The 26003-nt window shown below is 58.6% G+C and carries 28 protein-coding genes and 1 tRNA gene; 14 read left to right on the forward strand and 15 right to left on the reverse strand.

Annotation, left to right across the window (positions count from 1 at the left end):
- The first annotated feature begins 43 nt into the window (after positions 1–43).
- Positions 44–1048, forward strand: a complete 1005-nt coding sequence (locus SynA1560_RS08735; RefSeq protein WP_222930203.1) for a hypothetical protein — start codon at positions 44–46, stop codon at positions 1046–1048.
- Here the strand turns inward: SynA1560_RS08735 and dnaG are convergent.
- Positions 976–3075 (reverse strand): DNA primase, encoded by a 2100-nt coding sequence (gene dnaG, locus SynA1560_RS08740; RefSeq protein WP_186500171.1) that lies wholly within the window; start codon positions 3073–3075, stop codon positions 976–978. The genes SynA1560_RS08735 and dnaG overlap by 73 nt on opposite strands.
- A 41-nt stretch (positions 3076–3116) precedes the next feature.
- On the opposite strand from dnaG, the gene SynA1560_RS08745 reads away from it, so the two are divergent.
- Positions 3117–4082: a DMT family transporter gene (locus SynA1560_RS08745; protein ID WP_255476897.1), complete on the forward strand. Its 966-nt coding sequence runs from the start codon at positions 3117–3119 to the stop codon at positions 4080–4082.
- Here SynA1560_RS08745 and SynA1560_RS08750 read toward each other — a convergent pair.
- On the reverse strand, positions 4051–4494 hold the full coding sequence (locus tag SynA1560_RS08750; protein WP_186468940.1) for a hypothetical protein: 444 nt from the start codon (positions 4492–4494) through the stop codon (positions 4051–4053). The genes SynA1560_RS08745 and SynA1560_RS08750 overlap by 32 nt on opposite strands.
- 360 nt (positions 4495–4854) lie before the next feature.
- On the opposite strand from SynA1560_RS08750, the gene SynA1560_RS08755 reads away from it, so the two are divergent.
- From SynA1560_RS08755 to SynA1560_RS08770, 4 genes are all read left to right on the forward strand, one after another.
- Positions 4855–5439 (forward strand): ferritin, encoded by a 585-nt coding sequence (locus SynA1560_RS08755; protein ID WP_186500172.1) that lies wholly within the window; start codon positions 4855–4857, stop codon positions 5437–5439.
- 535 nt (positions 5440–5974) lie between these two features.
- Positions 5975–6622: a Holliday junction branch migration protein RuvA gene (ruvA, locus tag SynA1560_RS08760; RefSeq protein ID WP_186500173.1), complete on the forward strand. Its 648-nt coding sequence runs from the start codon at positions 5975–5977 to the stop codon at positions 6620–6622.
- Between the two features lie 56 nt (positions 6623–6678).
- Positions 6679–6948, forward strand: coding sequence for a 30S ribosomal protein S15 (rpsO, locus tag SynA1560_RS08765; protein ID WP_186468943.1), 270 nt, complete (start codon positions 6679–6681; stop codon positions 6946–6948).
- Between the two features lie 26 nt (positions 6949–6974).
- Entirely contained in the window at positions 6975–7352 is a 378-nt protein-coding gene (locus SynA1560_RS08770; RefSeq protein WP_186468944.1) for a PAM68 family protein, read from the forward strand.
- A gap of 10 nt (positions 7353–7362) precedes the next feature.
- Here the strand turns inward: SynA1560_RS08770 and SynA1560_RS08775 are convergent, their stop codons facing one another.
- The 8 genes from SynA1560_RS08775 to trpD form a co-directional block, all read right to left on the reverse strand.
- On the reverse strand, positions 7363–10884 hold the full coding sequence (locus tag SynA1560_RS08775) for a DNA polymerase III subunit alpha (protein ID WP_186500174.1): 3522 nt from the start codon (positions 10882–10884) through the stop codon (positions 7363–7365).
- 87 nt (positions 10885–10971) lie between these two features.
- Complete coding sequence (gatA, locus tag SynA1560_RS08780) at positions 10972–12435, reverse strand: Asp-tRNA(Asn)/Glu-tRNA(Gln) amidotransferase subunit GatA (protein ID WP_186500175.1); 1464 nt, start codon at positions 12433–12435, stop codon at positions 10972–10974.
- Between the two features lie 58 nt (positions 12436–12493).
- On the reverse strand, positions 12494–12739 hold the full coding sequence (locus SynA1560_RS08785; RefSeq protein ID WP_186468947.1) for a DUF1816 domain-containing protein: 246 nt from the start codon (positions 12737–12739) through the stop codon (positions 12494–12496).
- A 102-nt stretch (positions 12740–12841) separates the two neighbouring features.
- The gene (gene rlmB, locus SynA1560_RS08790) at positions 12842–14362 is read right to left on the reverse strand and encodes a 23S rRNA (guanosine(2251)-2'-O)-methyltransferase RlmB (protein WP_186500177.1); all 1521 of its coding nucleotides are present in this window, start codon (positions 14360–14362) and stop codon (positions 12842–12844) included.
- An 11-nt stretch (positions 14363–14373) separates the two neighbouring features.
- Positions 14374–14784 carry a ribonuclease III domain-containing protein gene (locus tag SynA1560_RS08795; protein WP_186468949.1) on the reverse strand — a complete coding sequence of 137 codons (411 nt, stop codon included), beginning with the start codon at positions 14782–14784 and terminating at the stop codon, positions 14374–14376.
- Positions 14781–15128 (reverse strand): STAS domain-containing protein, encoded by a 348-nt coding sequence (locus SynA1560_RS08800; protein WP_186501631.1) that lies wholly within the window; start codon positions 15126–15128, stop codon positions 14781–14783. Before SynA1560_RS08800 ends, SynA1560_RS08795 begins: the two co-directional genes overlap by 4 nt.
- An 82-nt stretch (positions 15129–15210) precedes the next feature.
- The gene (gene carA, locus SynA1560_RS08805; RefSeq protein ID WP_186500185.1) at positions 15211–16356 is read right to left on the reverse strand and encodes a glutamine-hydrolyzing carbamoyl-phosphate synthase small subunit; all 1146 of its coding nucleotides are present in this window, start codon (positions 16354–16356) and stop codon (positions 15211–15213) included.
- 34 nt (positions 16357–16390) lie between these two features.
- Positions 16391–17437, reverse strand: coding sequence for an anthranilate phosphoribosyltransferase (trpD, locus tag SynA1560_RS08810; protein WP_186501632.1), 1047 nt, complete (start codon positions 17435–17437; stop codon positions 16391–16393).
- Between the two features lie 232 nt (positions 17438–17669).
- On the opposite strand from trpD, the gene SynA1560_RS08815 reads away from it, so the two are divergent.
- The 6 genes from SynA1560_RS08815 (at position 17670) to SynA1560_RS08840 (ending at position 21171) form a co-directional block, all read left to right on the forward strand.
- Positions 17670–19421, forward strand: a complete 1752-nt coding sequence (locus tag SynA1560_RS08815) for an ABC transporter ATP-binding protein (RefSeq protein ID WP_186500187.1) — start codon at positions 17670–17672, stop codon at positions 19419–19421.
- A gap of 71 nt (positions 19422–19492) precedes the next feature.
- A complete protein-coding gene (locus tag SynA1560_RS08820) occupies positions 19493–19744 on the forward strand; it encodes a hypothetical protein (protein ID WP_186468953.1) in 252 nt (83 codons plus the stop codon).
- A 24-nt stretch (positions 19745–19768) separates the two neighbouring features.
- A complete protein-coding gene (gene msrA, locus SynA1560_RS08825; RefSeq protein WP_186468954.1) occupies positions 19769–20491 on the forward strand; it encodes a peptide-methionine (S)-S-oxide reductase MsrA in 723 nt (240 codons plus the stop codon).
- Positions 20488–20667 carry a hypothetical protein gene (locus SynA1560_RS08830; protein WP_186500189.1) on the forward strand — a complete coding sequence of 60 codons (180 nt, stop codon included), beginning with the start codon at positions 20488–20490 and terminating at the stop codon, positions 20665–20667. The genes msrA and SynA1560_RS08830 overlap by 4 nt, the downstream gene beginning before the upstream one ends.
- Positions 20668–20732: 65 nt before the next feature.
- Complete coding sequence (locus SynA1560_RS08835; RefSeq protein ID WP_186468956.1) at positions 20733–21080, forward strand: hypothetical protein; 348 nt, start codon at positions 20733–20735, stop codon at positions 21078–21080.
- Positions 21081–21097: 17 nt separating this feature from the next.
- A tRNA-Pro gene (locus tag SynA1560_RS08840) sits at positions 21098–21171 on the forward strand.
- Positions 21172–21262: 91 nt separating this feature from the next.
- On the opposite strand, the gene SynA1560_RS08845 is transcribed toward SynA1560_RS08840, so the two are convergent.
- From SynA1560_RS08845 to SynA1560_RS08860, 4 genes are all read right to left on the reverse strand, one after another.
- Positions 21263–21859 carry a Crp/Fnr family transcriptional regulator gene (locus SynA1560_RS08845; protein WP_370523143.1) on the reverse strand — a complete coding sequence of 199 codons (597 nt, stop codon included), beginning with the start codon at positions 21857–21859 and terminating at the stop codon, positions 21263–21265.
- Between the two features lie 169 nt (positions 21860–22028).
- Complete coding sequence (locus SynA1560_RS08850) at positions 22029–22211, reverse strand: hypothetical protein (protein ID WP_186500191.1); 183 nt, start codon at positions 22209–22211, stop codon at positions 22029–22031.
- Between the two features lie 50 nt (positions 22212–22261).
- Positions 22262–22525, reverse strand: coding sequence for a hypothetical protein (locus SynA1560_RS08855; RefSeq protein WP_186500193.1), 264 nt, complete (start codon positions 22523–22525; stop codon positions 22262–22264).
- Between the two features lie 69 nt (positions 22526–22594).
- On the reverse strand, positions 22595–23488 hold the full coding sequence (locus tag SynA1560_RS08860) for a 3'-5' exonuclease (protein WP_186500195.1): 894 nt from the start codon (positions 23486–23488) through the stop codon (positions 22595–22597).
- 86 nt (positions 23489–23574) lie between these two features.
- Here SynA1560_RS08860 and SynA1560_RS08865 point away from each other — a divergent pair, with 86 nt between their 5' ends.
- On the forward strand, positions 23575–24033 hold the full coding sequence (locus SynA1560_RS08865; RefSeq protein ID WP_186500197.1) for a peroxiredoxin: 459 nt from the start codon (positions 23575–23577) through the stop codon (positions 24031–24033).
- The gene (locus SynA1560_RS08870; RefSeq protein ID WP_186500198.1) at positions 24030–24755 is read left to right on the forward strand and encodes a DUF1350 family protein; all 726 of its coding nucleotides are present in this window, start codon (positions 24030–24032) and stop codon (positions 24753–24755) included. The genes SynA1560_RS08865 and SynA1560_RS08870 overlap by 4 nt, the downstream gene beginning before the upstream one ends.
- An 89-nt stretch (positions 24756–24844) precedes the next feature.
- Here the strand turns inward: SynA1560_RS08870 and pstS are convergent, their stop codons facing one another.
- Positions 24845–25819 (reverse strand): phosphate ABC transporter substrate-binding protein PstS, encoded by a 975-nt coding sequence (gene pstS, locus SynA1560_RS08875; RefSeq protein WP_186468962.1) that lies wholly within the window; start codon positions 25817–25819, stop codon positions 24845–24847.
- Positions 25820–26003: the final 184 nt, after the last annotated feature.

Here is a 26003-nt window from a genome sequence, read left to right on the forward strand (position 1 = left end):
AACAGCGCCTGGCTAGACCCATTGCAGAGTGGATCAGCAGGCCATGCAGACCCTTGCGGAATACTGCCGACCCTTCAAGGACGCGAATGCCATCTGGCCGTCGCTGCCCGTCTGCGCCGATGCCAGAGAACGCTGGTGGAGGCAGTGGCTGAACCATTCCAGAGCAGAGCGACCGTGGGACGCACTTCGCCTGCTTCTGCCCCAGCTGCTGCTCAGCCCGGGCAACAACGTGCGCAGCGGGGAGGCCTACCAGCGGCTAGTGATGCGGGGAGAGCCAGCGCAAGCCGCTGATCTAGAGCAAGCGCCAAGGCTGCATGATCCTGCAGGGCCATCGATCAGCCTGGCAGCCCATCCCACCGGTGCCGTACCGGTGCTCAGCTTCAGTGATCACAGAGATTTCGTGCTGGCGGTGCGCTGTCTGGCCAACCGCTGTGAAGCGGTTCCGGTGCAACCAACCGTGCATGCGCAGGCCATCTCCGGCCTGATCCACTGGGGACTGATCAGGGAGGTGGACCGACGAACGCGCTGTCAGATTTTGCTGTTGCACAGAGCTCCCTATTCCTCACTCCCCGCAGACACAATTCCCGATCAGCCTTCCGCTGACCAATGGATTGAACGCTCCCAGACCTGGCGGCTGGAACATGAGTTGACCCATATCGCCTGCCGTCGGCTGGTCGGTGAGATGCGGATCAATCTCTACGACGAGCTAGTTGCGGATGCCCTCGGGATGACCGCAGCACTCGGTCGTTTTGACGCGGATCTGTTCAGGCGGGGATTGGGACTTTCCCAAAACGCGCATCCCAACAACGACGCGCGTGCCCATGTTTATGTCTCAACCCTGGAGGCAGCCCATCACCATCAGGCCTTTCAGATGGTGCTGCAACGTTCGTCCGAACTGGAAACTCTGATAGCCGAGCATCAGTGGCCGATGGAAGCGATGCCACTGCTGGCCAAACTCGTGCGTGGACAGCTCAATCAACCGTTGACCGATGGGGCCGGTTGTTCAGCCGCATCGGAACCAGACGGAGGCTGTTCTTCCAGAGCGTAGCCGGCACATCGCTGCTGATCGAGGTGCTGGATGTGGCGACGCTCGCTGTAATAAAGCTCCTGAAAACGCAGCGCTTCAGCATTGAGATCTTCAAACATGCCTTGGATGCGTTGTTCCATGTCGATCACTTCGGTGGACTTCTGATCTTTTTCTTGGTCAATCAGCACAGCAATGCAGCGCTCGAGCGTCTCCAACCGTTGACCAGTCCAAGCTTCAAGCAGATGCCGACAGCGTTTGTGGCTTTTCTGTCGCTCCAACATGGCAGCCGTCCCCCGCAGCTGCTCCATGGGTCGTGCCAAAGCGACACGCTGCAGCTCCCCAGGCTCCAAAAGAGGGGTTAAGCGTTGCACGAGATCACTGCTTTCCAGGAGCAGCTGATCCGTGAGCAGGCGAGGCAGATCAAGGTCTGCAAGCGTGTCACCTCGATCCTCTCCGCGACTGATCGACTCCAGGCGCATGCTGCCGAGATTGCCCTCTTCCAGATCCGTGATCTCAGACCAGAGCAGCCGATGGTGCTGCAAGGCGAAATCTTCCAGCTCCCGTCGTCTCAGTTCCTGACGGATGGCGCCACGGTACGAGGGGCAGTGCAGATAAAGCCGCAGAATCTCCGCTTCACAGCGCTCACGCTGACTGGCTTCACCGGCTTTTTCATGGCGAGCGGAACGGCCGTGCCAACGCTGCCCCTGCACCTGTTGGCGCAGATCCTCTTCCAGCTGTAGGGCCAAGCGCCCCTGGCCACCACTGAGGCGTTCCGCCACCTGCTGGATGTAGTGGGTACGAATCGCTGACTGGGGCAACTTGCCGAGCAGCTCAACCAGGGCAGACACCGAACGCTGGAACTGGTCAGCCTTCGTGAGATCTCTGCCCTCGAGAACCTGTTCGATCTGCCAATCCAGCCAGAGCGGTGCCTGGTCCAGCAAGGCGCGGTAGTCAGCGGCGCCATGGTCCTTGAGAAATTCATCTGGATCCTTGCCGGATGGCAGGTGCAACACCCGCAGCTCCAGCTGCCCTTGAAGGGCCAGCTGTTCCACTTCTCCGATGGCACGATTGGCAGCGCGGACACCCGCGCCGTCCGCATCGAAATTGAGCACGATGCGCTTGCCGTCACTGCAGCGACACAGCTGCGTGATCTGCTGACCACTGAGTGCTGTCCCAAGAGAAGCCACGGCATTGGTCACCCCAGCAGCGTGCAGGGCAATCACATCGAAATAACCCTCGACCACCACAGCCCGGTCGTCTTTACGGATCGCTGATGACGCCCGGTCGAGACCAAACAGATGCTTGCCCTTCTCGAACACCTCTGTTTCAGGGGAGTTGAGATATTTCGGCTCGCTTCCATCCAAACTGCGACCGCCGAAGCCGATCACACGGCCCTGACGATCGCGGATGGGCACCATCACGCGATGACGGAAACGGTCGTAGAAGCCATTACCGCCTTTACGCGGCACAACCAGACCCGCAGCTTCCAGGAGCTCGGGAGCGAGTCCCTCCACCTGCTGGAGGTGCTTGAGCAATCCATCCCATTGATCGGGTGCATACCCGAGCTCGAACTGTTCGAGCGTGGCTTCGTTCAAACCGCGTGTCTCGCGCAGATAGCGCAGGGCATCAGCCCCCTCGGATGTTCTGAGCTGCGAACGGAACCAACCCGCCGCAAGCGTCAAAGCGCGATGCAACTTGTCGCGACGTGACAACTGTTGTTTGAGACGCTCCTGCTGCGGTCCATCAACGGTTTCCACCGGCAGCTGATATCGGCGAGCCAGATCCAGCACCACATCGCTGAAGCTCTGGCGCTGAAACTCCATCAGGAACTTGATGGAATTCCCCCCTGCTCCACAAGAAAAGCAGTAGTAGAACTGCTTCGCCGGTGACACGGTCATCGACGGCTTGCTGTCGTCGTGGAACGGACAGATGCCGACAAACTCCCGACCTTTTTTCTTGAGCACCACGTGCTCGCCCACCACATCAACGATGTCGGCGCGCTCTTTGACGGCCTCGATGGTGCGGGGATGAAGGCGGGGCATAGCCATCAGCCCATTGTGGGAGACACCGGCGGAAGAGGCCAGATCCGATGGATGGCATCGTTAACCGGATTCCCATGGACCGAGCGATGCAGGGCCTGCTAGCGACCATCCGAGGGTCTCAGTCAACGAAGGACTGGAGAGCAGGACTATCCCTGATCGGGGCAGCGCTCGCCTTCAGCTTGATGACCGTATGCGTTAAGCACCTGGGCGGCCGCTTGCCAGTAGCGCAGATCGTGTTGATCCGCTCCGTGATCAGCATCGTGATCACCTGGACGATGCTGGCGCGTCTACGGGTGTCGCCCTGGGGACACCAGAAGGGACTGCTGATCGTGCGCGGGGTGCTGGGGACTGTTGCGCTGCTGCTGTTCTTCCAGGCTCTGGCGGCTCTACCCCTGGCGGCTGCGACGCTGTTGCAATACACCTACCCCACCCTCACGGCTCTCTGCGCTTGGGCGCTGCTGGGTGAGCCGATCCGCAAGCGAATCAGCCTGGCGATCCTGCTGGGACTGATCGGTGTGCTGCTCGTCGTGCAGCCGGAATGGATTGGGCAGGATGGGGCCAGTCTCCCGGCAATGGCGGCATCGATCGGCCTCGGTGGAGCGCTGATGACCGCTTTGGCCTACGTAAGCGTGCGGCAGCTCTCGGCGCGGGAGCATCCGCTGGTGATCGTGTTTTATTTCCCGTTGGTATCGGTGCCAGCAACCCTGCCCTTGTTGATCAACACGATGGTGCAGCCCACCAGAACCGACTGGATCTGGCTGCTGGGCGTTGGTTTGTTCACGCAGTTAGGACAGGTGTGGCTGACGCAAGGGCTCACGGCCCTACCGGCGGCGCGAGCCACCTCCATCAATTACGTGCAGGTGGTCTTTGCCACGCTCTGGGGTGTGCTGTTTTTCGCCGAATCGATCACCGGAACCGTGGTGGTGGGAGCACTCTGCGTGTTGGGTGCCACCTTGATCAGCCTCAGCGCCCGGCAGACGGTCAGGCCGGATCAATCGCCAGCGGATACGTAATCCAGGTTTGGGAATTGCCGTCATCGGAACCGCTGGGGAGCGCCAATCTCCAGCTTTCGCCGCGTTCCCCGCGTTCCAGGAACAGCTCGAAAGGACTGTCCACCTTCACGGCATCGCCTGGAAGTCGCCAATCGAACCGACCGGTGAGGTGCACGCCCTTCTGATCGCCGATGCGAAGACTCTCTTGTTGCTCGATCCGGACCCGACTGACCTCCGGCACGCCAGAGGCTTGAAGATCAAGCGATTGGGCAATGGCGTTTTGGGTGAGCTGAATCTGCTGACCCAGGGCACTGAGCAGAACACCACGCGACGGTCGATCACTGACGGAGCATGCGGACAAACCCACCAAGATCAGTCCCACCAGCAGCAACGACAGAAGGGCTCTGCGCCAACGGCTGAACAGTGAAAGCATGGAGAGATCACGACACGAGATCACTGCAATGTTGCAGCACACTCGAAACTGTGACACCAGGCTGGCAGGCCCTCCCACCTCTCGTGAAGTGCTGGAACAGAACGCCCAAGCCGCCGCAGCCGATTCCAGACGGCAGATCACGCATCACCAGCGGGACGACAACAGAAGGCCAGGTCACGATTCAGCCTTTTTGAGAATGAAGATCAAGAAAAACAAGCACTTCGATCGCTCCACCTAAGAACAACAAATGCACTTGAAGATGATTCTCAAAAACAAATCTTTCTCATTCATTTCCTCGCCGTAAGTCAATCTTTCAGGCATAATTGACTCACGAACACGAATCAAACCGCGAGGAGAAACATGACCCATACAGCACCCATCCAAACTTCCAGCAATGTGGCAACAGGCCCCTCAGGCCGAGCCATGGCCGAGCCGATGTCGGCCGAATTGCTCGAGCACATGCAGGCTCATCTCAATATGGAGCGCCAGTCTGCAGCGGCTTATTTCGCCACAGCCATCTGGTTCGCCGAACGAGAACTCGTTGGATTCGCCAACCATTTACGCGACGAAGGCAATCAAGAACAGCAGCATGCTGCACAGTTCGCCGACTATTTGATCTCCCGGGGTCAAACCGTGGTGCTCGACACCATTGAACCCCCCTGTCAGCAATGGAGTCACTGCGAAGCTGTGGTCTCGGACGTGTTTCGAATGGAAGCCGACGTCACATCATCTGTTCTGCAGCTTTACAAAACTGCCGAACGTGACAATGACATGAGAACCACTGTTTTTCTCGACCCAATTGTGGAAGGCCAAAGGCTCTCCGAACACGAGGCGGCTTATCTTCTTGGCCGCGTGAAATTTGCTGACAATCAACCGGCTGCTCTGCTGGTGATCGATGCGGAACTGCGCGAGAAAGCAGCAGCTCCGGCCACGCTGGCAGGCTGATCTCGGCTCAGTGAAGTCTTAGGTTCACATCAGCAACACCATCACGTCGTCACACTCAAAACGGCGTGATGTCAGTGCATCCCTGGTTGCCGGGGCTGAGTTTGCCTTTACGAAAACAGCAATCGGCAATCAACGATTGCGGCACCACCCCGATCATGAGAGGATCGTTATACGCAAGACATCCAATCGGGATCGAAGCGCGAGATCAAATACCTTTGAAATTGCATGACTCACAGAACGTTCACTCCTTCGAGGAGGACATTTCCTTCTTCAATGAACAGCAGGATCCAGTCCCTCTCCGGTCACGAATCACCACAGCACCGCCGGTACCTCCGCGAGCTTGCAGCCGAAGAGGAACTAGAACGCCAAGCCCAACAACAGCAGGTTTGACGACCTCTCAGTCTGGTCAAGCTCTGGAATCCACTGCCACTCGAAAGCGCGTCGTTGGGAGAGCAACAGCGGCATCATGGCGCTGATCAGTCCTCTCTGAATCGGAACCCCACGTGAATCCGCCCATCCTTCCCCGGAGACCGTCGTGATCGGCTGGCTTCAAGGCGAACGCATCCAGGCCTGGGAACAGGGCGGACGACACGGGCTGGTGATCGCTTGCGCAGGCGTGGGCTATGAGGTGCAACTCACCCGTCGGGATCAAACATCGCTTAGCGGAGACAGCTGCACACTCTGGATCCATCAGGTCCATCGCGAAGACGGCTCGCACTTGTACGGATTCCCTTTGCAGATGGATCGGGATCTGTTCAGGACTTTGATCGGCGTCAATGGTGTTGGTCCACAGGTGGCGCTTTCATTGCTTGACAGCTGCACAGCCGCCGTTTTGGTGACCGCCATCATTGAAGGCGATCTGAAACGCTTGACGCAGGCACAAGGTGTTGGCAAGCGCACGGCAGAGAGGATCGCCGTGGAGCTACGGGATCGCTTGGGTGCATGGGCACCGAGCAGTGAAGAACCCGCTTTGTCACTCGTCGATCGCAGCGACATCCAAGCTCTGCCGATCCATCCGGAATCGCTGCAGGAACTTCAGCTCACACTGGAAACGCTCGGCTACGAAGACCTGGAAATCCGTCGTGCGATGCGAGCCGTTGCCTCGGCCACGGAGTGTCCTGCCGCCAACGACCCTGAGGGTTGGTTGCGGGCCAGCTTGCGCTGGTTGAGCCAATCGGCTTGATAGGGACCTCGAGAAGGTAAATTGGTTGTTTGCACTGTCTGGGCAAGACACCGCGCATGTCGCTCGATACCACTGAAAAGCAGCAGCTGATCAACACCCACCAAACCCACGCCACCGACACGGGATCGGCAGAGGTTCAGGTGGCGATGTTGAGCGAGCGCATCTCGAAGCTCAGCAGCCACCTGCAGCAGAACATCCACGACTATTCCTCCCGTCAGGGTCTGCTGAAGATGATCGGCCGGCGCAAGCGCCTGCTCAGCTACGTGCGTGGCAAGAGCGAACAGCGTTACACGAGCCTGATCGCCAAACTGGGCATCCGCGGCTGAGCCGCACCCGGCAGGTTTCCCAATCCATGGCTGAACGACGCGATCCGCTCCCTTTTGAACCGCGACGTTCTCCTTCACCGTCCAGTGGGAGTCAAGGAATTCCCAGGGAAGTGGCAGATCGCATGGCCCGCCGCGTCGCCATCTCCACCGGAGTTCCCTCCGTGCTGGGGATGGCCGTTTTTGTGATCAGCTACCTGCTGGTCAGTCGAGGCATTCTCGATATCCCGCCTGGGATCACTCTGGTGGCATCCGGTTTCTTTTTCCTGCTCGGGCTGATTGGCCTCAGCTACGGCGTGCTTTCCGCCAGCTGGGAGCCCCAGCCTGGGAGCCTGCTGGGGCTGGAACACCTCAAACCAAACCTTCAACGACTTCGCAGCTCGATCAAAGCGCAAAAACAGAGTTGAACCGTCGTGGTTAATTCATCAAGGGATCACTGCAGCTCACGGTGAAAGAGCTGTCTTGCAGGTGTTGGCGCGCTGCCACCACATCCTTCACGCAGAATTGTGGGCCGAGGCGAACATATTTGACCTCAGAACCGCGACGCACAGCGGCAACAACAGGCACCCTCACACCCAGCTCATCCTGATCTGGTCGATGGGCATGGAGGCACTCCCTCAACTTGTGCTGCACCGCCACATCACAGGCCTGATCTGGATCGAGTTCCACCAGCAAAAGACGCAAATCGTCGATCGCTCTGCAGTCATCCACGATCAACTGCACGCGTTCATCACGGCGATCCACTGCCGCCCAAATCAGCAAACGTGCCTCAGCCATCAGATGATCGGCGAGACGCGCATAGCTCTTCGGGAACACCACCGCCTCACAGGAACCCGTGAGATCCTCGAGCTGAAGAATCGCCATCCGGTCACCCTTGCGGGTGGTGACCTGACGCATCTCACTCACCATGGCAATCGCACTCACCTTGGCCTTATCGGCTTGCTCCTCGAGGCTCCCCAAGCCAATGGGAGCCAACAACCGAGCCGGTGCTGTGAGCTGTTTGAGCGGGTGATCAGACAGGTAGAAGCCCACCAAGTCTTTTTCCAGCTTGAGCTTTTCACTGGGGTGATAGTCCTTCACCGGAGCGGCCTTCGGCGCCAAACTCAAATCAGTGGCGCTGTCTGACGCATCGTCGGCAGGCGCTGCCATCAGATCAAAGAGGTTGCCCTGACCACTGGCGCGATCACGGGCACGGGATCCTGCCCAGTCGAGCAGCAGATCAAGATCGGCGATTAACTGAGCACGGTTGGCCTGAGGCTCGAGGGCATCGAGAGCGCCACAGTGGATCAGGGCTTCGAGACTGCGCCGATTGAGAACACTGGAGGGCACGCGATCACACAAATCCGCCAATGACTGGAAGGCCCCATCGGACTGGCGGGAGCGAATGAGTGCGCGGATGGACCCATCTCCCAAATTTCGGACGGCAGACAGGCCAAACAGAATGCGGTTATCCAACGGTGTGAAGTCGGTTCCCGAGGCATTCACGTCGGGGGGCATCACCTCGATGCCCATGGCATTGCAGTTCGAGATGTAGCGCTGCACTTTGTCGCTGGCACCTGCATTCACTGTGAGCAGTGCAGCCATGTAGGCGACGGGGTAATGCGCCTTCAGATACGCCGTCTGGTAGGTCACTGCTCCATAAGCCGTGGAGTGGCTCTTGTTGAAGCAGTACTCGGCGAAGAGCACCATCTGGTCAAACAATTCATCGGCGACCTTCTCATCCACGCCGCGTTCCGTTGCGCCTTTCACAAAGATGCCGCGATGCTTCTGCATCTCCGACACTTTTTTCTTACCCATGGCACGACGCAGCAGATCGGCTTCACCAAGGGAGTACCCCGCCAGATCCTGAGCAATGCGCATGATCTGCTCTTGGTACACCATGATTCCGTAGGTCTCGCTCAGGATCGGTTCCAAGGTGCTGTGGGCGAAGTCAATGGCTTCGCGACCGTGCTTGCGGTTGATGAACTTGGGAATCAACCCCGCATCCAGGGGACCCGGTCGGTAAAGGGCCAGGATCGAGGAGATATCTTCCAGCGACGAAGGTTTCAGATCACGGACGATCTGTCGCATCCCCGTGGATTCAAGCTGGAAAATGCCCTCCAAGTCGCCACGGGCCAGCAAGTCAAAGGTGCCTTCATCCTGCGGTGGTAGCTGATCAGGATCGATGCGTTCACCGCTGCTCTGCTCCACCAGCTCCAGGGTCTTGTCGATCATCGTGAGGTTTTTCAGCCCCAGAAAATCCATCTTCAACAGACCCATCGACTCCACGTCTTCCATGAAGTACTGCGTGATCACCTGGCCATCGTTGTTGCGCTGAAGCGGAACCAGTTCATCGAGAGGATCGGCCGCAATCACCACACCAGCAGCGTGAACGCCGAAGGTTTTGTTGGTGCCCTCGATGCGCATCGCCATGTCCACCCATCGCCTCACGATCGGATCTTTGTCGTACCGCTCCTTAAAATCGGGGTTCGGCGATTCATCCCCGATCATTGCCTTGAGCTTGGCCGGCTTGCCCCGCACCACTGGAATCAATTTGGCCAGTCGATCAGCATCGCCGTAGGGAATATCGAGCACCCTGGCCACGTCTTTCAGCACAGCCTTCGACGTCATCCGGTTGAAGGTGATGATCTGCGCCACCTTTTCTTCGCCATAGCGACGTGTGACGTAGTCGATCACCTCGCCACGACGCTCGATGCAGAAGTCGGTGTCGATATCAGGCATCGACTTGCGTTCAGGATTGAGAAAACGCTCAAACAGCAAACCATTACTCACCGGATCAATATTGGTGATGCCCAACGCATAAGCCACTAACGATCCAGCCGCAGACCCACGACCGGGGCCGACCGGAATGCTCTGTTCCCGTGCAAAGCGGATGTAGTCCCACACCACCAGGAAGTAGGTGGGGAACCCCATCTGCTCCATGATCTTCAGTTCGTAGGCCATCCGCTCGGCGTAGCCCTCGTCGATGCTGTCGGCCGGAGACAAGCCAAGGCGATCACGGAGGCCCTGCTCTGTGACTTCGCGCAGGTAGGTGATTGGTGTGTGGCCGTCAGGGATGGGGAAGCGCGGCATCTGATAGCGCCCAAGGATGTCGTAGTCCTCAACTTTTTCGGCCACAGCCACCGTGTTGGCAATCGCCTCTTGAACCACCTCCGGCTCGAGGTGATCAGCAAACAAGCGCCTCATCTCCTCTTCAGTTTTGAGATATTCCGTCCCCGTGTAGCGAAGACGCTTCTCATCGCTGATTAGCTTTCCCGTGAGCACACAAAGCAGCGCATCGTGGGCCTCAACGTCGTTGCGCGTGAGGTAATGGGCATCGTTGGTGGCCACCACCTTGATGCCGAGTTCACGTGCGATCTTGACGATCTCAACGTTGACAATGCGATCTTCAGGAGAGCCATGATCCTGAATCTCCAGATAGAAATCGTCGCCGAAAACCTCCTGATACCAACGGGCCACATCCCTGGCCACATCGGGGCGTTCCCGCATGATCGCCTGAGGGATTTCACCGCCAAGACAAGCGGTGGCAACGATCAGTCCCTCGCTGTATTGCTGCAGCAGGTGTTTATCGATGCAGGCGCGCGAAAAAATGCCGCGGCCGCGCATTCCCCGAAGGTGACTGATGCTGGTGAGCTTGACCAAATTGCGGTAGCCGACAGCATTTTTGGCCAGCACCACGAGGTGATAACGACGCTCTTTCTTGGGTTGTGGGTCATCAATCGAACCATTGATGACATACATCTCATTGCCGATGATCGGCTTAACCCCTGTGCCTCGACACAGCTTCAGCAGCTCAACAGCGCCGTACATCACCCCATGGTCGGTGAGTGCCAGAGCCGGCATTCCAAGCTCTTTGGCCCTCTCCACCATTTGGGGCAGCTGAGAAGCGCCATCCAGCAGGCTGTAGTCGCTGTGGTTGTGAAGGGGAACAAATGCCATAGCCCCAGCCTAGGCCGCCGCGCAAGATGCAGGGGTCACGACAAACACCTCACACCAGATGCAGTGTTTGCGAGGCAGAGCAAGACCCTAGGCAGGCACGAAAGCCGCCTCTGGGCGCGACTTCATGACAGACGCCGCCAGTTCGTACTGATGAGCCACCTGAAGAAGGCGAGGCTCTTCCAACACATTGCCGATCAGCTGAACACCAATGGGCAGACCGCCATTGTCGAAGCCGCAGGGAACGCTGATGGCAGGCAATCCAGCCAGATTGGCAGGAATGGTCAGCAGATCAGCCAGGTACATCGCCAGTGGGTCATCGGCGTGGGAGCCGTTGCGGAATGCCGTGCCCGGTGCCGTGGGCGTCAGCAGCACATCCACCCCTTGGAAGGCCGCGTCGAAATCGCGGCGGATCAATGTGCGCACCTGCTGCGCCTTCTTGTAATAGGCATCCACATAGCCAGCCGACAGGGCATAGGTGCCGATCAAAATTCGGCGCTGCACTTCGCTGCCAAACCCCTCAGCACGACTCTTAGCCGTCATCGCTGCCAACGAAGCCGCATCCTCAGCCCGGTACCCGTATTTCACGCCGTCGTAGCGCGCAAGGTTGGCGGAAGCCTCCGAAGGGGCAATCACGTAGTAGGTGGCGATGCCGTCGTTGAAGCGCGGGCATGAAACGTCGACCAGTTCAGCACCCAGGGCCTGCAGCTGATCGGCAGCCGCCAGCACCGATGCCTTGACCTGGGGGTCCAAGCCCTCCTGATCGAAACATTCCCGAACCAATCCGACACGCAATCCATTAACTGGTGCGTCCAGAGCAGCTGTGTAATCCGGAACAGGAGCCTTGAGACAGGTGGAATCGCGCGGATCCTCGCCGGCCATCACCTGCAACAACTCCGCCGCGTCAGCAACCGTCGAGGTGAACGGGCCCACTTGATCCAGGGAACTGGCAAAGGCCACCAACCCGTAACGGCTCACGCGTCCGTAGGTGGGTTTCAGACCTACAACTCCGCAGAAGGAGGCAGGCTGACGGATCGAACCACCGGTGTCGGAACCAATTGCGGCCAAGCATTCACCGGCCGCCACGGCGGCTGCGCTGCCGCCGGAGCTGCCACCTGGTACATGATCGGTGTTCCATGGGTTGGCTGTTGGTCCAAAGGCCGAAGTCTCCGTGGATCCGCCCATGGCGAATTCATCGAGATTGGTCTTGCCAAGGAGAACAGCACCAGACGCCCAGAGCCGGTTGGTCACCGTTGACTCATAAGGAGGGACGAACTGCTCGAGCATGCGGCTGGAGCACGTGGTGCGGACTCCTTTGGTGCAGAGATTGTCTTTGATGGCAAGAGGAATGCCCGCCAAGGGCGGCAGCTCTTCGCCGGCACTTCGCGCTGCATCGACACGATCCGCATCCGCACGGGCACGCTCAGCGGTGACCTCCAGAAAGGCATGAAGACTGGGATCGACCGCCTCGATCCTGGCCAGGTGATGGTCGGTGAGTTCCCGGGCGGACACCTCACCCTTTGCCAGTTGCTGACGCCATTCGGCGATCGCCATGGTCAGGATTTTCGTGCAGATGCGACGCTATCAGCCAGGTGCAAAGAACCAGCAACCCTCAGGATGCCGATTCAATGGTGAAGGGCTCGGTGCGTCGGCAGCGCAGCAGGGAATGATCCAGCGATGCAGGAGCTTCCGACTTCAAATCATCCAGAAAGGGGGATAGCTCCCGCTCCAGGGTGGAGCGACGCACGAAGGGACCAAACCAGTACGTGACATCGGGGCTTTGGGTCTGAACCCGTGCCCACCAGGCGAGTCCGAGACCGTTGGCAAGCGATCGCATCGGTCGAGTCAGCGGGCTCATGTCGGAGCAGTGAAGACCTCGACATTGTGCCCTGATTCAGCGTTGGCCGTAACAGGCCAACCAACGCACTTCCAAAACCGCGGTCGTGCGTGGCAGTGGTCGTTACAGATCGACGCTGCCATCAAAGGTCGTGGACACAGCTTCGGTGGTGCGCTCCATCTGCAGATCCACACCGGGATTCGGATCTGCCAAGACCGGCTGTGCGGGCGCATCATCCAGGTTGGCCCCTGAGGCATCAGCGGACTGGCGATGGGCCACAGACAACTGCGGGCGAACAATCGGAGGTGAGGGGGTCTGACCCGACAGACCTTTCATCCAACCCCGACGCGCCACTTCATAGAGACAGAGCGCAGTTGCAACCGAGGCATTCAGGCTCGGTGTCACCCCACGCAAAGGGATCCGGATGAGCTGATCACAATGGCGTCGGGTCAGCATCGACAGTCCCTGGCCCTCGGAGCCTGTGACGACGACCAACGGACCTTCAAGATCCACTTCCTCCAGGGTCTGATCTCCTTCTTCAGCCAGACCAATCACCCGGTAGCCGGCATCCTTCAAAGTCTCCAACGACCGGTTGAGATTGACAACGCGAGCCACGGGAAGATGTTCAAGTGCTCCGGCCGCCACCTTGGCCACAGAGCCCGTGAGGCCAGCGCTACGCCGCTGCGGCAACACCACGCCATGAGCGCCGAGTGCTTCGGCGGATCGCACGATCGCCCCCAGATTGTGGGGATCGGTGAGACCGTCAAGGGCCAAAAGGAGAGGCGCCTCCTGCAATGCGGCGCAACCTTCCACCAGATCCTCCAGATTCAGAGTGTCGGCCGCAGCCGTTTGCAGAGCAATGCCCTGGTGTACAGCGCCACCAGTCATCTGAGCCAGACGTGCCCAGGTGACTTCCTCCACCAGCACTCCAGACGCTTTCGCATCGCGCAACAACGCCATGAATTTGGGAGCGCTCCGCATCTCACTGGTGCACCAGATGCGATGGATGGGCCGACCGGCTTCCAATGCCGCCTGGGTGGCATGACGCCCCCAGAGCAGATCATCCGCGACACCCTCTGAGCCGTGAGCACTGGCCTCAGCGCGGGGTTGTTCGTCAAAACGCTGGTCCGGACGGTCTGAACGTCCTGGGCGCATGCCGCGAGCTTCACCATCTGAGACGCGACGGCCACCGGGGCGCCGGTCACCAAACCGGCGATCCTCTGAGCGGCGTTCATCAGAACGACGGTCGTTAAAACGGCGGTCGTCAAACCGGCGATCTCCAGAACGACGATCGTCAAAACGCCTTTGGTCAAAACGCCGTTGTTCAAAGCGACGATCTCCACCTGAGCGCTCATCAAAACGACGCTCACGGCGATCAGCACGGCCCATGGGTCTGCCGCTGTCACGGGAGGAGCCTCGGAAGGAGCCACCACGGGAGGCAGGGCGTCCACCGAAGTCACCATCGCGGGAGCTGCGCCAAGACGACTCCGAGGCCCCCTCTTCACCATCACGGCGACGACCGCCGGACGGAGCTCCATCCAGACGCGGACGACGTCCGCGCGGCCCGCCACGTGACGGACGTCCACCTCCTGAGTCACCACCACGGGATGGACGTGGTGGGCGGCGGTCGAAGCGGGAGCTCATGGAATCGATGGTTATGACAGGGCGGATTCGCTCTCCTCGAGGCGATCCAGTAGCTGGGCAAGCCGCGCTGGATTCTGCAAAAAGAGCCAGCCCACCATTGTCTCAAATCCTGTGGCCTGGCCATAGGCCGCGGGGTCACCGCCGCGAGGACCACGACCGGCACGATTGCGGCCCCGACGAACCAGATCCCTTTCCTCGTCCGTCAGCCAGGGGTCCAAGCGCTGCAGCGCAACCGCTTGTGCATCAGCACGAACTTCGGAGACAACCGCAAGGTGGAGATCTTTAGCGCGTCCGGCCTGACGGCAGTGACGAAGCCGTTGATGCAACTCCCAGACGGCATCACCTAGCCAGGCAAGCTGAAGGGGACCGAGATCGGACGCCCCTGCAGGAAGGGAATGCTGCAGCCGGATCCAGTCGGTCAAGCAGCCAGTTGGGTGAAAGCGGATTCCAGATCATTCACCAGATGCAGGAAGCCCTCGAGGCGCACCAACTTCACGGTTTGGGTAACACGGGCGTTGCCCACAACCACGAAACTGCGCTTGGCGTCTTTGCACTGTTTCGCGAGCTGAACCAGTGCACCAAGCCCTGAAGAATCAAGGAAGTCAATCTTGCTCAGATCAAACACTGCGGGTGAGGCGTTCGTCTTAAGAACGTCTCCCACGTAACTGATGAACTGCTTTTCGGAGTAAGCATCCAACTGTCCAGTGAAATGAAACACCAGACAGGAATCTTGCTGTTCAAAGCCGCCCCGGAGCGAAACCGTCAGTCGCTGCAGTTCAGTGATGGGACCAGACCTCCCGCTTGGCGTCGTGCGAAGTGTAGTGATGCTGCACCACTCGCACCACGGTTCAGCGGCGATCTGACATCAGTGCAACGAACCTGGCGAAATGATGGTCTGCGTCGTGGGGGCCAGGACTGGCTTCAGGGTGGTACTGAACGCCGAAAATCGGCTGGTTGCGATGGGCCATCGCAGCCACGGTTCGGTCGTTGAGATTGAGATGGGTGATCTCAATGGTGTCCGCCGGCAGGCTCTCTGCATCCAACGCGAAACCATGGTTTTGGCTGGTGATTTCCACCTGACCGGTGGTTCCGCATGGATGGTTTAAACCTCGATGCCCATAACCGAGCTTGAAGGTGGCTCCCCCGATAGCCAGACCAAGGATCTGATGGCCAAGGCAGATTCCGAATAGAGGAAGATTCTGTTGCTGCAACAGGCCTTTGGCCAGCTCGATGCCATGGGTCACTGCTGCGGGATCTCCCGGTCCATTGGAGAGGAACACACCCTCGGGCTGATGGGACAACACCGTGTCCAAATCGGTTGATGCCGGTAGAACAGTCACCGAGCAACCGTGGCCGACCAAGCGATCGAGAATCGCCCGCTTGATGCCGAAATCGATCGCCACCACGCGATAAGGATCCTGGGGTCTCCCGATCTGCAAACGCCGATCAAAATCGACCGTGCAAGGCTCATTGCAGGTGTAGGGCTCAGGGGTTGAGACCTTGTCAGCCAGGTTCAGACCCTCCATCGACGGAGCCGACCGCACCTGCTCCAACAGCTCCACCGGAGAGCGACCATCTGAACTGATCACTCCGTTCATGGCCCCGGTCTCACGCAGATGGCGGACGAGAGCACGTGTATCGATGCCATGGATGCCAATCACGCCATGGCTCGCCAACCAATCCTGGAGGCTTTGTTGAGAGCGCCAATTGCTGGCAAGAGGAGACATCTGACGCGCGATCAGGCCTTTTGCATGGGGCTTCTCAGCTTCTTGATCGTCAGGATTGACTCCGGTGTTGCCCAGCTCTGGATAGGTGAAGGTCACCAGTTGCCCCGAATAACTGGGATCGGTCATCACCTCCTGATATCCCGTCATTCCCGTGTTGAAGACGACCTCTCCCACAACGCTGCCCGCGGCTCCACAAGCCAACCCTGTGAACACCGTTCCATCGGCCAGCACCAGCAACGCCGGCTCCCTGGATGCAGCAACAGTCATGAGCAGACCGGTCCCTTCAGCAACGCTCGTGTTCTCATCCTCCCTCGGCGGGGGTCAGGGCTTTGCTCAAACGCTGGAGTCGATCCCAACCCAAGCCATCTCGCAGCACCAACAGGGCCTGCTGAGCTCCGGCTTTCAGATCCATCTCGACGCCGGCAACCCAGAGCACGAGCGCGGTGTTGAAGGCCACCACATCTGACTGTGCCTTGGTGCCGCGGCCCTGAAGCAGATCGCTGAGGATGGCTTGATTGCAGGCAAGATCTCCTCCTCGCAGGGCCTCCAGAGGAGCCTCCTCCAGTCCGAGATCAGCTGGCGAAATGAACTCGCTGCGAATGAGCCCATCCTCAAGAATGCGCACCGGATTGGGCCCAGCAAGAGAGGCTTCATCCAATCCGCCGGCTCCATGCACCACCACGGCGCGCTTCTGCCCGAGCGCGTTGAGGGCTTCAGCCATTGGATCGAGCAGATCATCCGTCGCCACACCCAGCACCTGGCCATTGGGCCTAAGGGGATTAACAAGCGGACCCAGCAGGTTGAACACTGTGCGCACACCGAGGCTGCGACGCAACGGTGCCAAGCTCACCAAGGCAGGGTGCCAGGCAGGAGCGAAGAGAAACGTCACGCCCGCCTCAGGCAGGGCCTCCACCACCTGCTGCGCCGGGGCTTTGAGATGGAGGCCAAGACCTTCCAACACATCTGCTGAACCCACTTTGCCGCTGGCGCTGCGATTGCCATGCTTGGCCACATAGGCGCCGCATGCCGCGGCAGTGAACGCCACTGCCGTCGAAATATTGAACGTGTCGGCACCATCACCACCTGTTCCACAGGTGTCGACCATCAGCAGATCAGGGCGAGCACCAGGCAAGGGACACGCTGCACGCAACACCGAGGCCATCGCCCCGAGTTCGCCTCCGTTCACTCCTCGTGCTCTTAAGGCCGCCAGAAATGCGCCGGTCTGCACGGGCGAGAGATCTTCCGACAACCACGCCTCCATCAACGCCGAAGCGTCATCAGGGCTGAGCACGCCTCCACTGAGTAGATGCTCCAAAGCCTGAGGCCAGGAAAGAGTCGGAGAGACCATGGGTGAGCAGAGCAGAGCAGAGGCCTGGGCCTGAGCAGACAACAGGCAGAAAAAAGCCCGGGTGCAGATGCACTCCGGGCCGGGTGATGGGGACTTCAACACTATCCCTCAAAAAGGAAAGGATGGCCAGTTCGCTGACCTTCGAACACGCAGCCTTTCGGCATCGCCATCGCGGACATCCCATCGAGAAGATTCGCCCGGTGCCTAGGTTGATGGCTGTACAAGGATCGCGATGGCCGCCTTCCGCCTCGATCTGATCGGCCGCTATTTGAAGCCCCACCGACGCAGGGTCATGCTCGGTGCGATCGCGCTGGTGGTGGTCAACATCCTCAGTGTGACCATTCCTCTGGAAGTGAAAGGGGTCATTGATGACCTCCAGGAAGGTTTCGCCTATCGGGATGTGTTGGTCCAGGCCGGCTGGATTGTGTTGCTGGCGACGACCATGGGTGTGGTGCGCTTGATCTCCCGGCAGTTGGTCTTCGGCGTTGGTCGACAGGTGGAGGTCGAGCTGCGCCAGAAGCTGTTCGATCACATGCTGCAGCAAGAGCCTGGCTGGGTTCAGCAGACCGGCAGTGGCGAAGTGATCAGCCGTGCCACGAGCGACGTAGAAAACGTGCGCAGGCTGCTGGGCTTCGCCGTTCTCAGCCTCACCAACACAGTGCTGGCCTATTCCTTCACGCTGCCAGCGATGCTGAGGATCGACCTTGGCCTCACCCTTGCTGCAATCGCCCCCTACCCAGTGATGCTGGTATCCGTGCGCCTATTTGGCGGGCGGATGATGCTCCAACAGCGTCGGCAACAGGAGGCTTTGGCCGGGCTCAGCGAACTGATCCAGGAAGATCTCTCCGGCATCGCAGCCATCAAGATCTACAACCAGGAACAACAGGAACTGGACGCGTTCAACCGCCGCAACCGTAGTTACCGGGATGCCGCGATTCAGCTGGCACGCACGCGGAGCACATTATTCCCTCTACTGGAAGGGATTTCATCGATTTCCGTTCTGCTGGTGCTGGCCCTGGGGAGTTTTCAGCTTCAACAAAACACGCTGTCGATTGGCGGCCTTGTGGCCCTGATTCTTTACGTGCAGCTTCTGGTCTTCCCGACGGCTTTGCTCGGATTCACCCTGAACACCTTGCAGACCGGCCAGGTGAGCCTTGAGCGGGTTGAAGAACTGCTCTCCCGTCGCCCGATGATCCGCAACCCGCGCGAACCGGAACTGCTGGAACTGCCGGTGCGGGGTGACTTGGAAGCGCGCGGTCTGCACATCCGCTACGACGGCAGTGAAGCTGACACGCTGAATGGTCTTAGCTTCAAGATCCGGTCGGGAGAACTGGTTGCCGTCGTGGGACCTGTGGGCTGTGGCAAAACCACCCTGGCACGTGCCCTTGGCCGCATGGTCGACGTCCCAGAAGGTCAGTTGTTCCTTGATCGCCACGACCTCACCCGATTGCGGCTGACCGATCTGCGTGATCAGATCGCCCTGGTTCCACAGGAGGGGTATCTCTTCACCAGCAGCCTTGCAGACAACCTTCGCTACGGCGAACCCGAGGCATCCATGGAACGCGTTGAAGCGGCAGCGGAACAGGCGCGCCTGCTCGGTGACGTTCGCGGTTTCCCTGATGGCATGAACACTCTCGTGGGTGAACGAGGCATCACCTTGAGCGGTGGTCAGCGCCAGCGCACCGCTTTAGGAAGAGCGCTTCTGGTCAAATCACCGGTGTTGGTGCTTGATGACGCCCTCGCCAGCGTGGACAACAACACCGCGGCGGAAATCCTGGCATCGGTGCGCCGTCAGACCAATCGAACGATTGTGATGATCAGTCATCAGCTCTCAGCAGCCGCTGCCTGTGACCGAATCCTTGTGCTGGATCAAGGACGTTTGGTCCAACAGGGTCATCACTCTGATCTGATCCAGGTGCCGGGTCTTTATCGCAGTCTCTGGGAACGGGAGCAGGCCGCGGAACGGCTGGAATCGGTGGCATGACGAAAGCTTGCGCAACGAACGGGCGACAAATTGCGTCGCTTTGGCTTAGCTAGAGGATCTGCCTCCGAGCCATGACGTCAGGCAACCCCTTCACAGTCCGCTGCACCCTCACCTTTGGTGACATCTACGGTCAGATTTTGGCCTGGATGGCGGTGATCTTCGTCAGCCTGGCTGCGGGACTGGCTCTGATGGGCTCATCTCGTCCGCTGTTCGCCCTTGTCGGCGTGGGGCTGATCCTGGTGCTCAGCCTGCCGTTTCTTCTGTTTGCATTCGTGACCACGCTGCTCAATCACATTCGCCTGGATCCCCAGACATCTGCCTAGGGTTGCGGTCGCGACACCATTTCCATGCTGCCCAACTGGCTCACGGGTTCACAGCAAGGACGACAAAACAACAACGCCGACGACCGTCACGTTGTTCTGGGTACCCCTCTCCACGCCCCCTTGATGGACGACCAGGAGGAAATCATCTTTGGTTGTGGATGCTTCTGGGGTGCTGAAAAAGGCTTCTGGCGACTTCCTGGTGTCGTGTCGACAGCTGTGGGCTATGCCGGCGGGCAAGTCGATTCTCCCTTCTACGAGCAGGTCTGCAGTGGCAGAACAGGTCATACAGAGGTCGTCCGTGTGGTCTGGAGCGCACCCGCTATCGATGTGAGTGATCTGCTCAAGCTGTTCTGGGAATGCCATGACCCCACCCAAGGAGACCGCCAAGGCAACGACCAGGGCAGTCAATACCGATCGGCGATCTACACCACCAACGCCCGTCAGATGGAGTTGGCCCTGGCCAGTCGTGAGTCCTATCAGCGCCAACTGACCGAAGCCGGTAAAGGGATCATCACCACCGAGATTGCCGCCGACCGCACCTTCTATTTCGCCGAGGCCTACCACCAGCAATACCTTGCCCGTCCCGGCAGCAGGCCCTACTGCTCTGCCATGCCGACGGGACTGGCTCTGGAGGGATTCCCAGGAGCGCAGTACCGGCTGCCCAGCCAAGTCTGGTCGCACTACGACTGGAGCATCAGCCACTGCATCCTGCGCGGTGACAATCGTCCGATTGAGTTGCAAGCATGAATGAACCGCTGCCGGACAGAGTTGTGCTTGCGATGATCGCCTTCACCATCGTGCTGGTGATCGGCATGGCGTTTCTTTTTCGTCCCGGCTCCGATCAAGACCGCCCCTTCCTCTGGAAAGACACAACACCGCCTTCGACGATTGAGTCAGCCATTGAGGGAACCCTGTCGATCTGACCACTCCTGCGCCTCCCGGCAGAGAGACCTGCCAAAGTCAAAAGGGTGTGGTTCCATCGAGCTCCTTGCCGTCCCCTGCCGAACCGCCAGGCCCGCGTCGCCTTCACCCGTTGCCAAGGGGGCTCGTCGAGCTTTATGGGTTGATTGCCGTGCTCGTGGTGCTGATTCCCGAGTGGATCGCAGACGGCACACTCAATCTCAGAGAGAGCAGCTCTCGCTCCAACCTGCCGATGGCTTCGAAGGCATGGAGAACGCTGCCGGAGCTCCAACTGGCCTCGATGAACCTTTCATCGCTGCGTGCATTGGCTCGAGAACTGCGTCTTTGGGGCTACGCCGCTGAAAACCGCGAACAGCTCACGGCCCGACTTCTGACCAGGATCAAACGACGCACCAGATGGGGCAATGCCCTGTGATAGCTTGCTTTTGCCGTCGGGGCGTGGCGCAGCTTGGTAGCGCACCACTTTGGGGTAGTGGGGGTCGTGGGTTCAAATCCCGCCGCTCCGATTTGACGATCCATCTGCCGATCAAGACCTCTCTCTCGAGAGGTCTTTTTTTGTGCGCATCACGATCGGGGCTGCAGGCTGATCGCCTGTGATCAATGCTTCCGGTGTACAGACTGCTTGGGGTGGGTCATCACCAGATGCCGTTGCTGATCCAACAGCAGCCAGCCCTCATCCTTCAACTGACCGATGATCCTGGTCACCGTGACCCTTGTGGTGCTGAGGGCATTGGCCATGTCTTGATGGGTGAGTCGCACGGGCAATCGCAATCCCAGTTCACAAGGCTGCCCGTAATCCACAGCCAACAACTCCAGAAAACCCCGCACACGTTCCTCAATGCGGCGAAGACCCACCAAGGCAAGCAAATTGGTTGCCTGCCGCTGCCTCAACATCACCGTGCTGAGCAGATCCTTGGCCAAACCGGGAGAGTCATGAATCTCCTGGAACGGAATGCAGAGCAAATCACAGTCACTCAGGGTGGTGGCTTCAAAAGCAGGAACATTGCTCAGGGGCTCGCCAAATGATTCATTTGGCCCAGCCAGCCCCAACATCAACTCATCACCCTGCTCCGTCAGTGCTCCCAGCCTGACCATGCCTCGCACAACGATCCACAAACAGGCGTTGTGCAAAGGAACCGTGCGACCAGAGGAGAGATGAACCAAATGGCGTTTTTGGAAATTGGTTTCCAACATTTGCCGAAAAGAATCTGACGAATGAAACGTCTTTTTCGGAGCACTGAACATGGCATCAAGCGTGTCCTCGAAAACACTATTAAAGTGCCGCTCAGTCAGTCACCAAGAGTCAGCAAAGAGCTGCTTATGAAGCGCTTAAGGCCAGTCGATGCTTTGATTAATTACTCAACTATGCACAACTCATTGAAGCAACAATCAAGCACTCAAAGAGAATCTTTGCAATGACAGATTCTGCCTTTTCACGAATTAAGCGCTGCCATGGAATGAATCCAAAGGCTTTGATCTGCGTGAACGCCAAGGTGGCGATGGACGCATCAGCCGAATGCACCCCAGCGATCAGGCTGATGCACAACGATCAACGTCTGTCTTTCAAAGACCGCAGAACACCTTCAATGCCAAGAGTTACCCCCGGTTGTCGACTGACTCTCGGCAGGGCAACCGCGTGGAGACGGCATAACGCGTGAGCCAGCGATTCACGCGTGAGCGCTGCCCGACCGGCACCTCTCTCAGCAGCTCCGCAAGTTCCAGTGCTCCCAGCCGCTTGAGCTCACGCACATCCACATGCCAGAGACTTTCAGCCTCTCGAATTAACCTCGCCCAAGTCCGCACCTGCTGCCATCGCTGCAAGCGAGAACGAACCGTGAGTGAAGGCTTTGCGAAGGCCATGACCCAGCCTGGCCCGCAAATGCGATGGCGTGGCAAACCTCCCATGAGGCTTCGGACTGCTGAAGCAAATCAGGATGCCATCGGCATCGCGTTCTCCACAGCAACGACAGGGAAAGCGAGCGCTTCAGCCTCCCTCTGGGACAGACGCCGGACCCAAGCCCCTTTCACCGGATCATTCCAGCGGAATCCAGCCTCTCGGGCAAGATGCCTGTCGTCATAGGAGACCTGAGCGCGCATCAGGCATCGAGGCTCGAGCCCGCGTGCGATCAACAGCTCCAGATCGTCACACCGGCGAAACACTTCCGCCAGGTAAAGACAATCCGTCAGGGCACGATGAGCCGCCCACACCGGAACGCCGTAAGCCAAGGCCAGGTCAATCACCGATGGCCGTGCCCTGAGCTGTCGTTCCGCAGGCCATCGCACGTCTTCAAGCGTGCACAGCCAGGGGCGTGATGCCGAGGGCAACACCCCCCGTCCGAACCATTGACGGTCGAAGGAAGCGTTGTGTGCCACCAGCACATCAGCACTACTCATCAACTCTTGGAAGTAGGCCAGACCCTGTTGCCAGGGTTGTGGCATCCGGGTGACCGGTGCAGGGATGCGATTGATCGCTTCCGCCGGATTGCTGTCAACAGGAAGCAGGAAGGACACTTGTGCCAACACCTGACGTGAAGACACGGAAAAGAGGACCGCCCCCACCTCAAGACATTGATCGGTCTCCGCATCAAGGCCCGTGGTTTCCGTATCAACAATCAGCAGCTGTTCAGGGGCCTCGCCTCGCTCCTTTCGGGCATCAGTGAGTGGACCCACTGCAGGTTGGCTTTGCTGACGATCCGGGAAATCGTTGGGTTCGGATTGAGGAGCAGGCTGACGCAGATCAATGGCAGGGTCTGATGCCTCGGTGGGCGTTCCCAGCTCCTGCAACAGATCCAACTGACCTGGCACTGGCGGGAACTCGGTCATGGTGAAGAAGACAGAACGAGGGACCTGCCGCCATTCTCCCGTCACTGTCGACCACTTCCTAGGGTTCGCCGGAACGACGTCCTCCCATGGCTCTGAAGATCGGCGACCCGGCTCCGTCCTTTTCTCTTGAGGATCAGTCGGGTGAGACCAGACGCCTCGATGACATCAAAGGTCGGATTCTGGTGCTGTTCTTTTACCCCAAAGATGAAACCCCTGGATGCACGGCTGAAGCCTGCACGTTCCGGGATCGTCACAGTGAGCTCACCCGACTGGGAGCGGAAGTGTGGGGCGTGAGCGGCGATGACGCAGTCAGCCATCGCCGTTTTGCGGAGCGCTACAAGCTTCCATTCCCTTTGTTGAGTGATCGCACGCAATCGCTGCGTCGGGCCTTTGGCGTCCCCAAAACCTTGGGCTTGCTGCCCTCACGTGTCACCTACGTGATTGATCAACAAGGCGTGATCCGTCACGTGTTCAACAATCTTCTCGACGGTCCTGCTCATGTGAAAGAAGCCGAAACCATCGTTCAACAGCTGGCGAACGGGTGAACCGCTGGCAACGTCGCGATCAATGCTGGTGCCTTTGGCCCTCCACCGCCATTCGGGGGGTCGTGGAATTCGTTGGTGGCAGCTATCTCGCTGCCAGTCCCCAGATCAGCTACAAGCGGCTGCTGGAGTCACTGGCTGCTGAGCAGCTGGCCATTCATGCCTGGAGCTACGTTCCCGGTTTTGACCATCAGTTGCAAGCGCGTGACGCGTGGCAACAGTTACGTCGTTGCCGTCAGAGCCTTGAACAACGCCTGGGGTATCCACTCACAACCCTTCGGCTGGGTCACAGCCTGGGCTGCAAGCTGCATCTTTTGGCACCAGATGGCGGGCGGGGATGCCGGGGCCTAGCAGCCCTGAGCTTCAACAATTTCACAGCTGATCGTTCAATCCCCTTGCTCGGCACCGTTGCCCCGGCCCTAGGAGTGGTGACGGAATTCAGTCCAGGGCCTGAGGAAACTTTGAAACTGATCGGCCGCTATTACCTCCAGCCCAACAACCTTGTGGTGAGGTTCGGGAATGACGCACTGGATCAAAGCCCAGATCTTCTTCAAACCCTGCAAAGCCGGGATCAGGATGCCAGCGAATTCCTGCAGATGTCAGGAGATCACCTCACTCCAGCCAGCGCAGGCCTGCGCCAGGGCTTGCTCGGTGACTGGGCGGATGACCCAGCCAAGAAAAAGCGCATCCGTCGACTGACGGACGCGCTGGTGGCAATGATCTAACTGAGCTGATCAATCAGCTGATCAAACGGAGGAGCAGCGCAAAACAACAAATCGCTTCCGAAAAGTCAGACGAAAGATGATCTTGTCTCTTACTGACCAACCATTGCAACAGCAGCTCTAGCCTTGGCCAGAATGTCACCTTTCAAGGGAACAAAACCAAGGGACGGGGCGGCATTCTGAGCTTGACTGCTCAGCATGTAATTAAAGACATCCCGGAGAGCTTGTGTGTTAGATCCATTCCCACTTTTGTAAGCGAGAACCCATGTCAGTGTTGCAATGGGATAAGCTCCTTCGGCTGAGGGATTTGGATTCACCCCGGCCAAATTTGCATCAAGCTTGATTCCATTCAAAGCCGTGGCTCCGGAATTAACCGAAGGCAGAAGAAATTGCCCCGACTTGTTCTGCAAAGCTGCAGCTTTGACAGCTCCACGGATGTAGGACTGGTTGACGTAACCAATCGCGCCAACGCGGTTCTGAATCAAAGCCGCCACTCCCGAGTTGCCCTTGGCGCCGAGTCCAGAAGGCCAGCTCACGGATTTGCCCGTACCGAGAGTCCACTCTGAAGAAAAGGCTTGCATCGAATTTGTAAAGGCCTTGGTCGTTCCAGACCCGTCAGAACGGTGAACCCAAACAAGCGGGCCTGCAGCGCAGCCCAGCTCGCTCCAATTGTTGATCTTGCCCATCGCAACCTGGACGGCCTGCTTTTGCGTGAGCTTGAGGTCACAGCCTGGCTTGTTGTATCCGAAGGCGATCGTTCCACCAACCATCGGGATTTGAACAACACCTCGTTTCACCTTGGCCATATCCGATTTCTTCATCGGATCATCAGACGCACCAAAACTCACGGTCTGGTCAATAAACGCTTTACGACCAGAACCAGATCCCACGGCCTGATAATTGACCTGAGGACCGCCAGACTTCGCAAGATCAGCAAACCAGCGCTGATAAATCTTGGCCGGGAATGTGGCACCAGCACCATTAAGAGATGGAGCAGCTGACGCAGTCGTACTGGCCCCAACAGCCAGAACAGATGTCAACAGCAGAGCTTTCTGAGAAAATTGCATCGCAGCGACCAAAAACAAAAAGTGGCTGTAGCAATTCAGTGTTAACCAAGCCAATCAGCCGCTGTCGTTATGCATGAATTAACCAAATTTAAGGTTGAAACAAGAAACTGTTAAATCCTTGAATTGCCGAGTTTTTCACAGTCTTAATTTCAGCCTTCCTCGTCAGCAGCAAGGTCAAAGAGCT

The organism is Synechococcus sp. A15-60 (assembly GCF_014280095.1).
In the GTDB taxonomy this organism is placed as follows: Bacteria; Cyanobacteriota; Cyanobacteriia; order PCC-6307; family Cyanobiaceae; genus Synechococcus_C.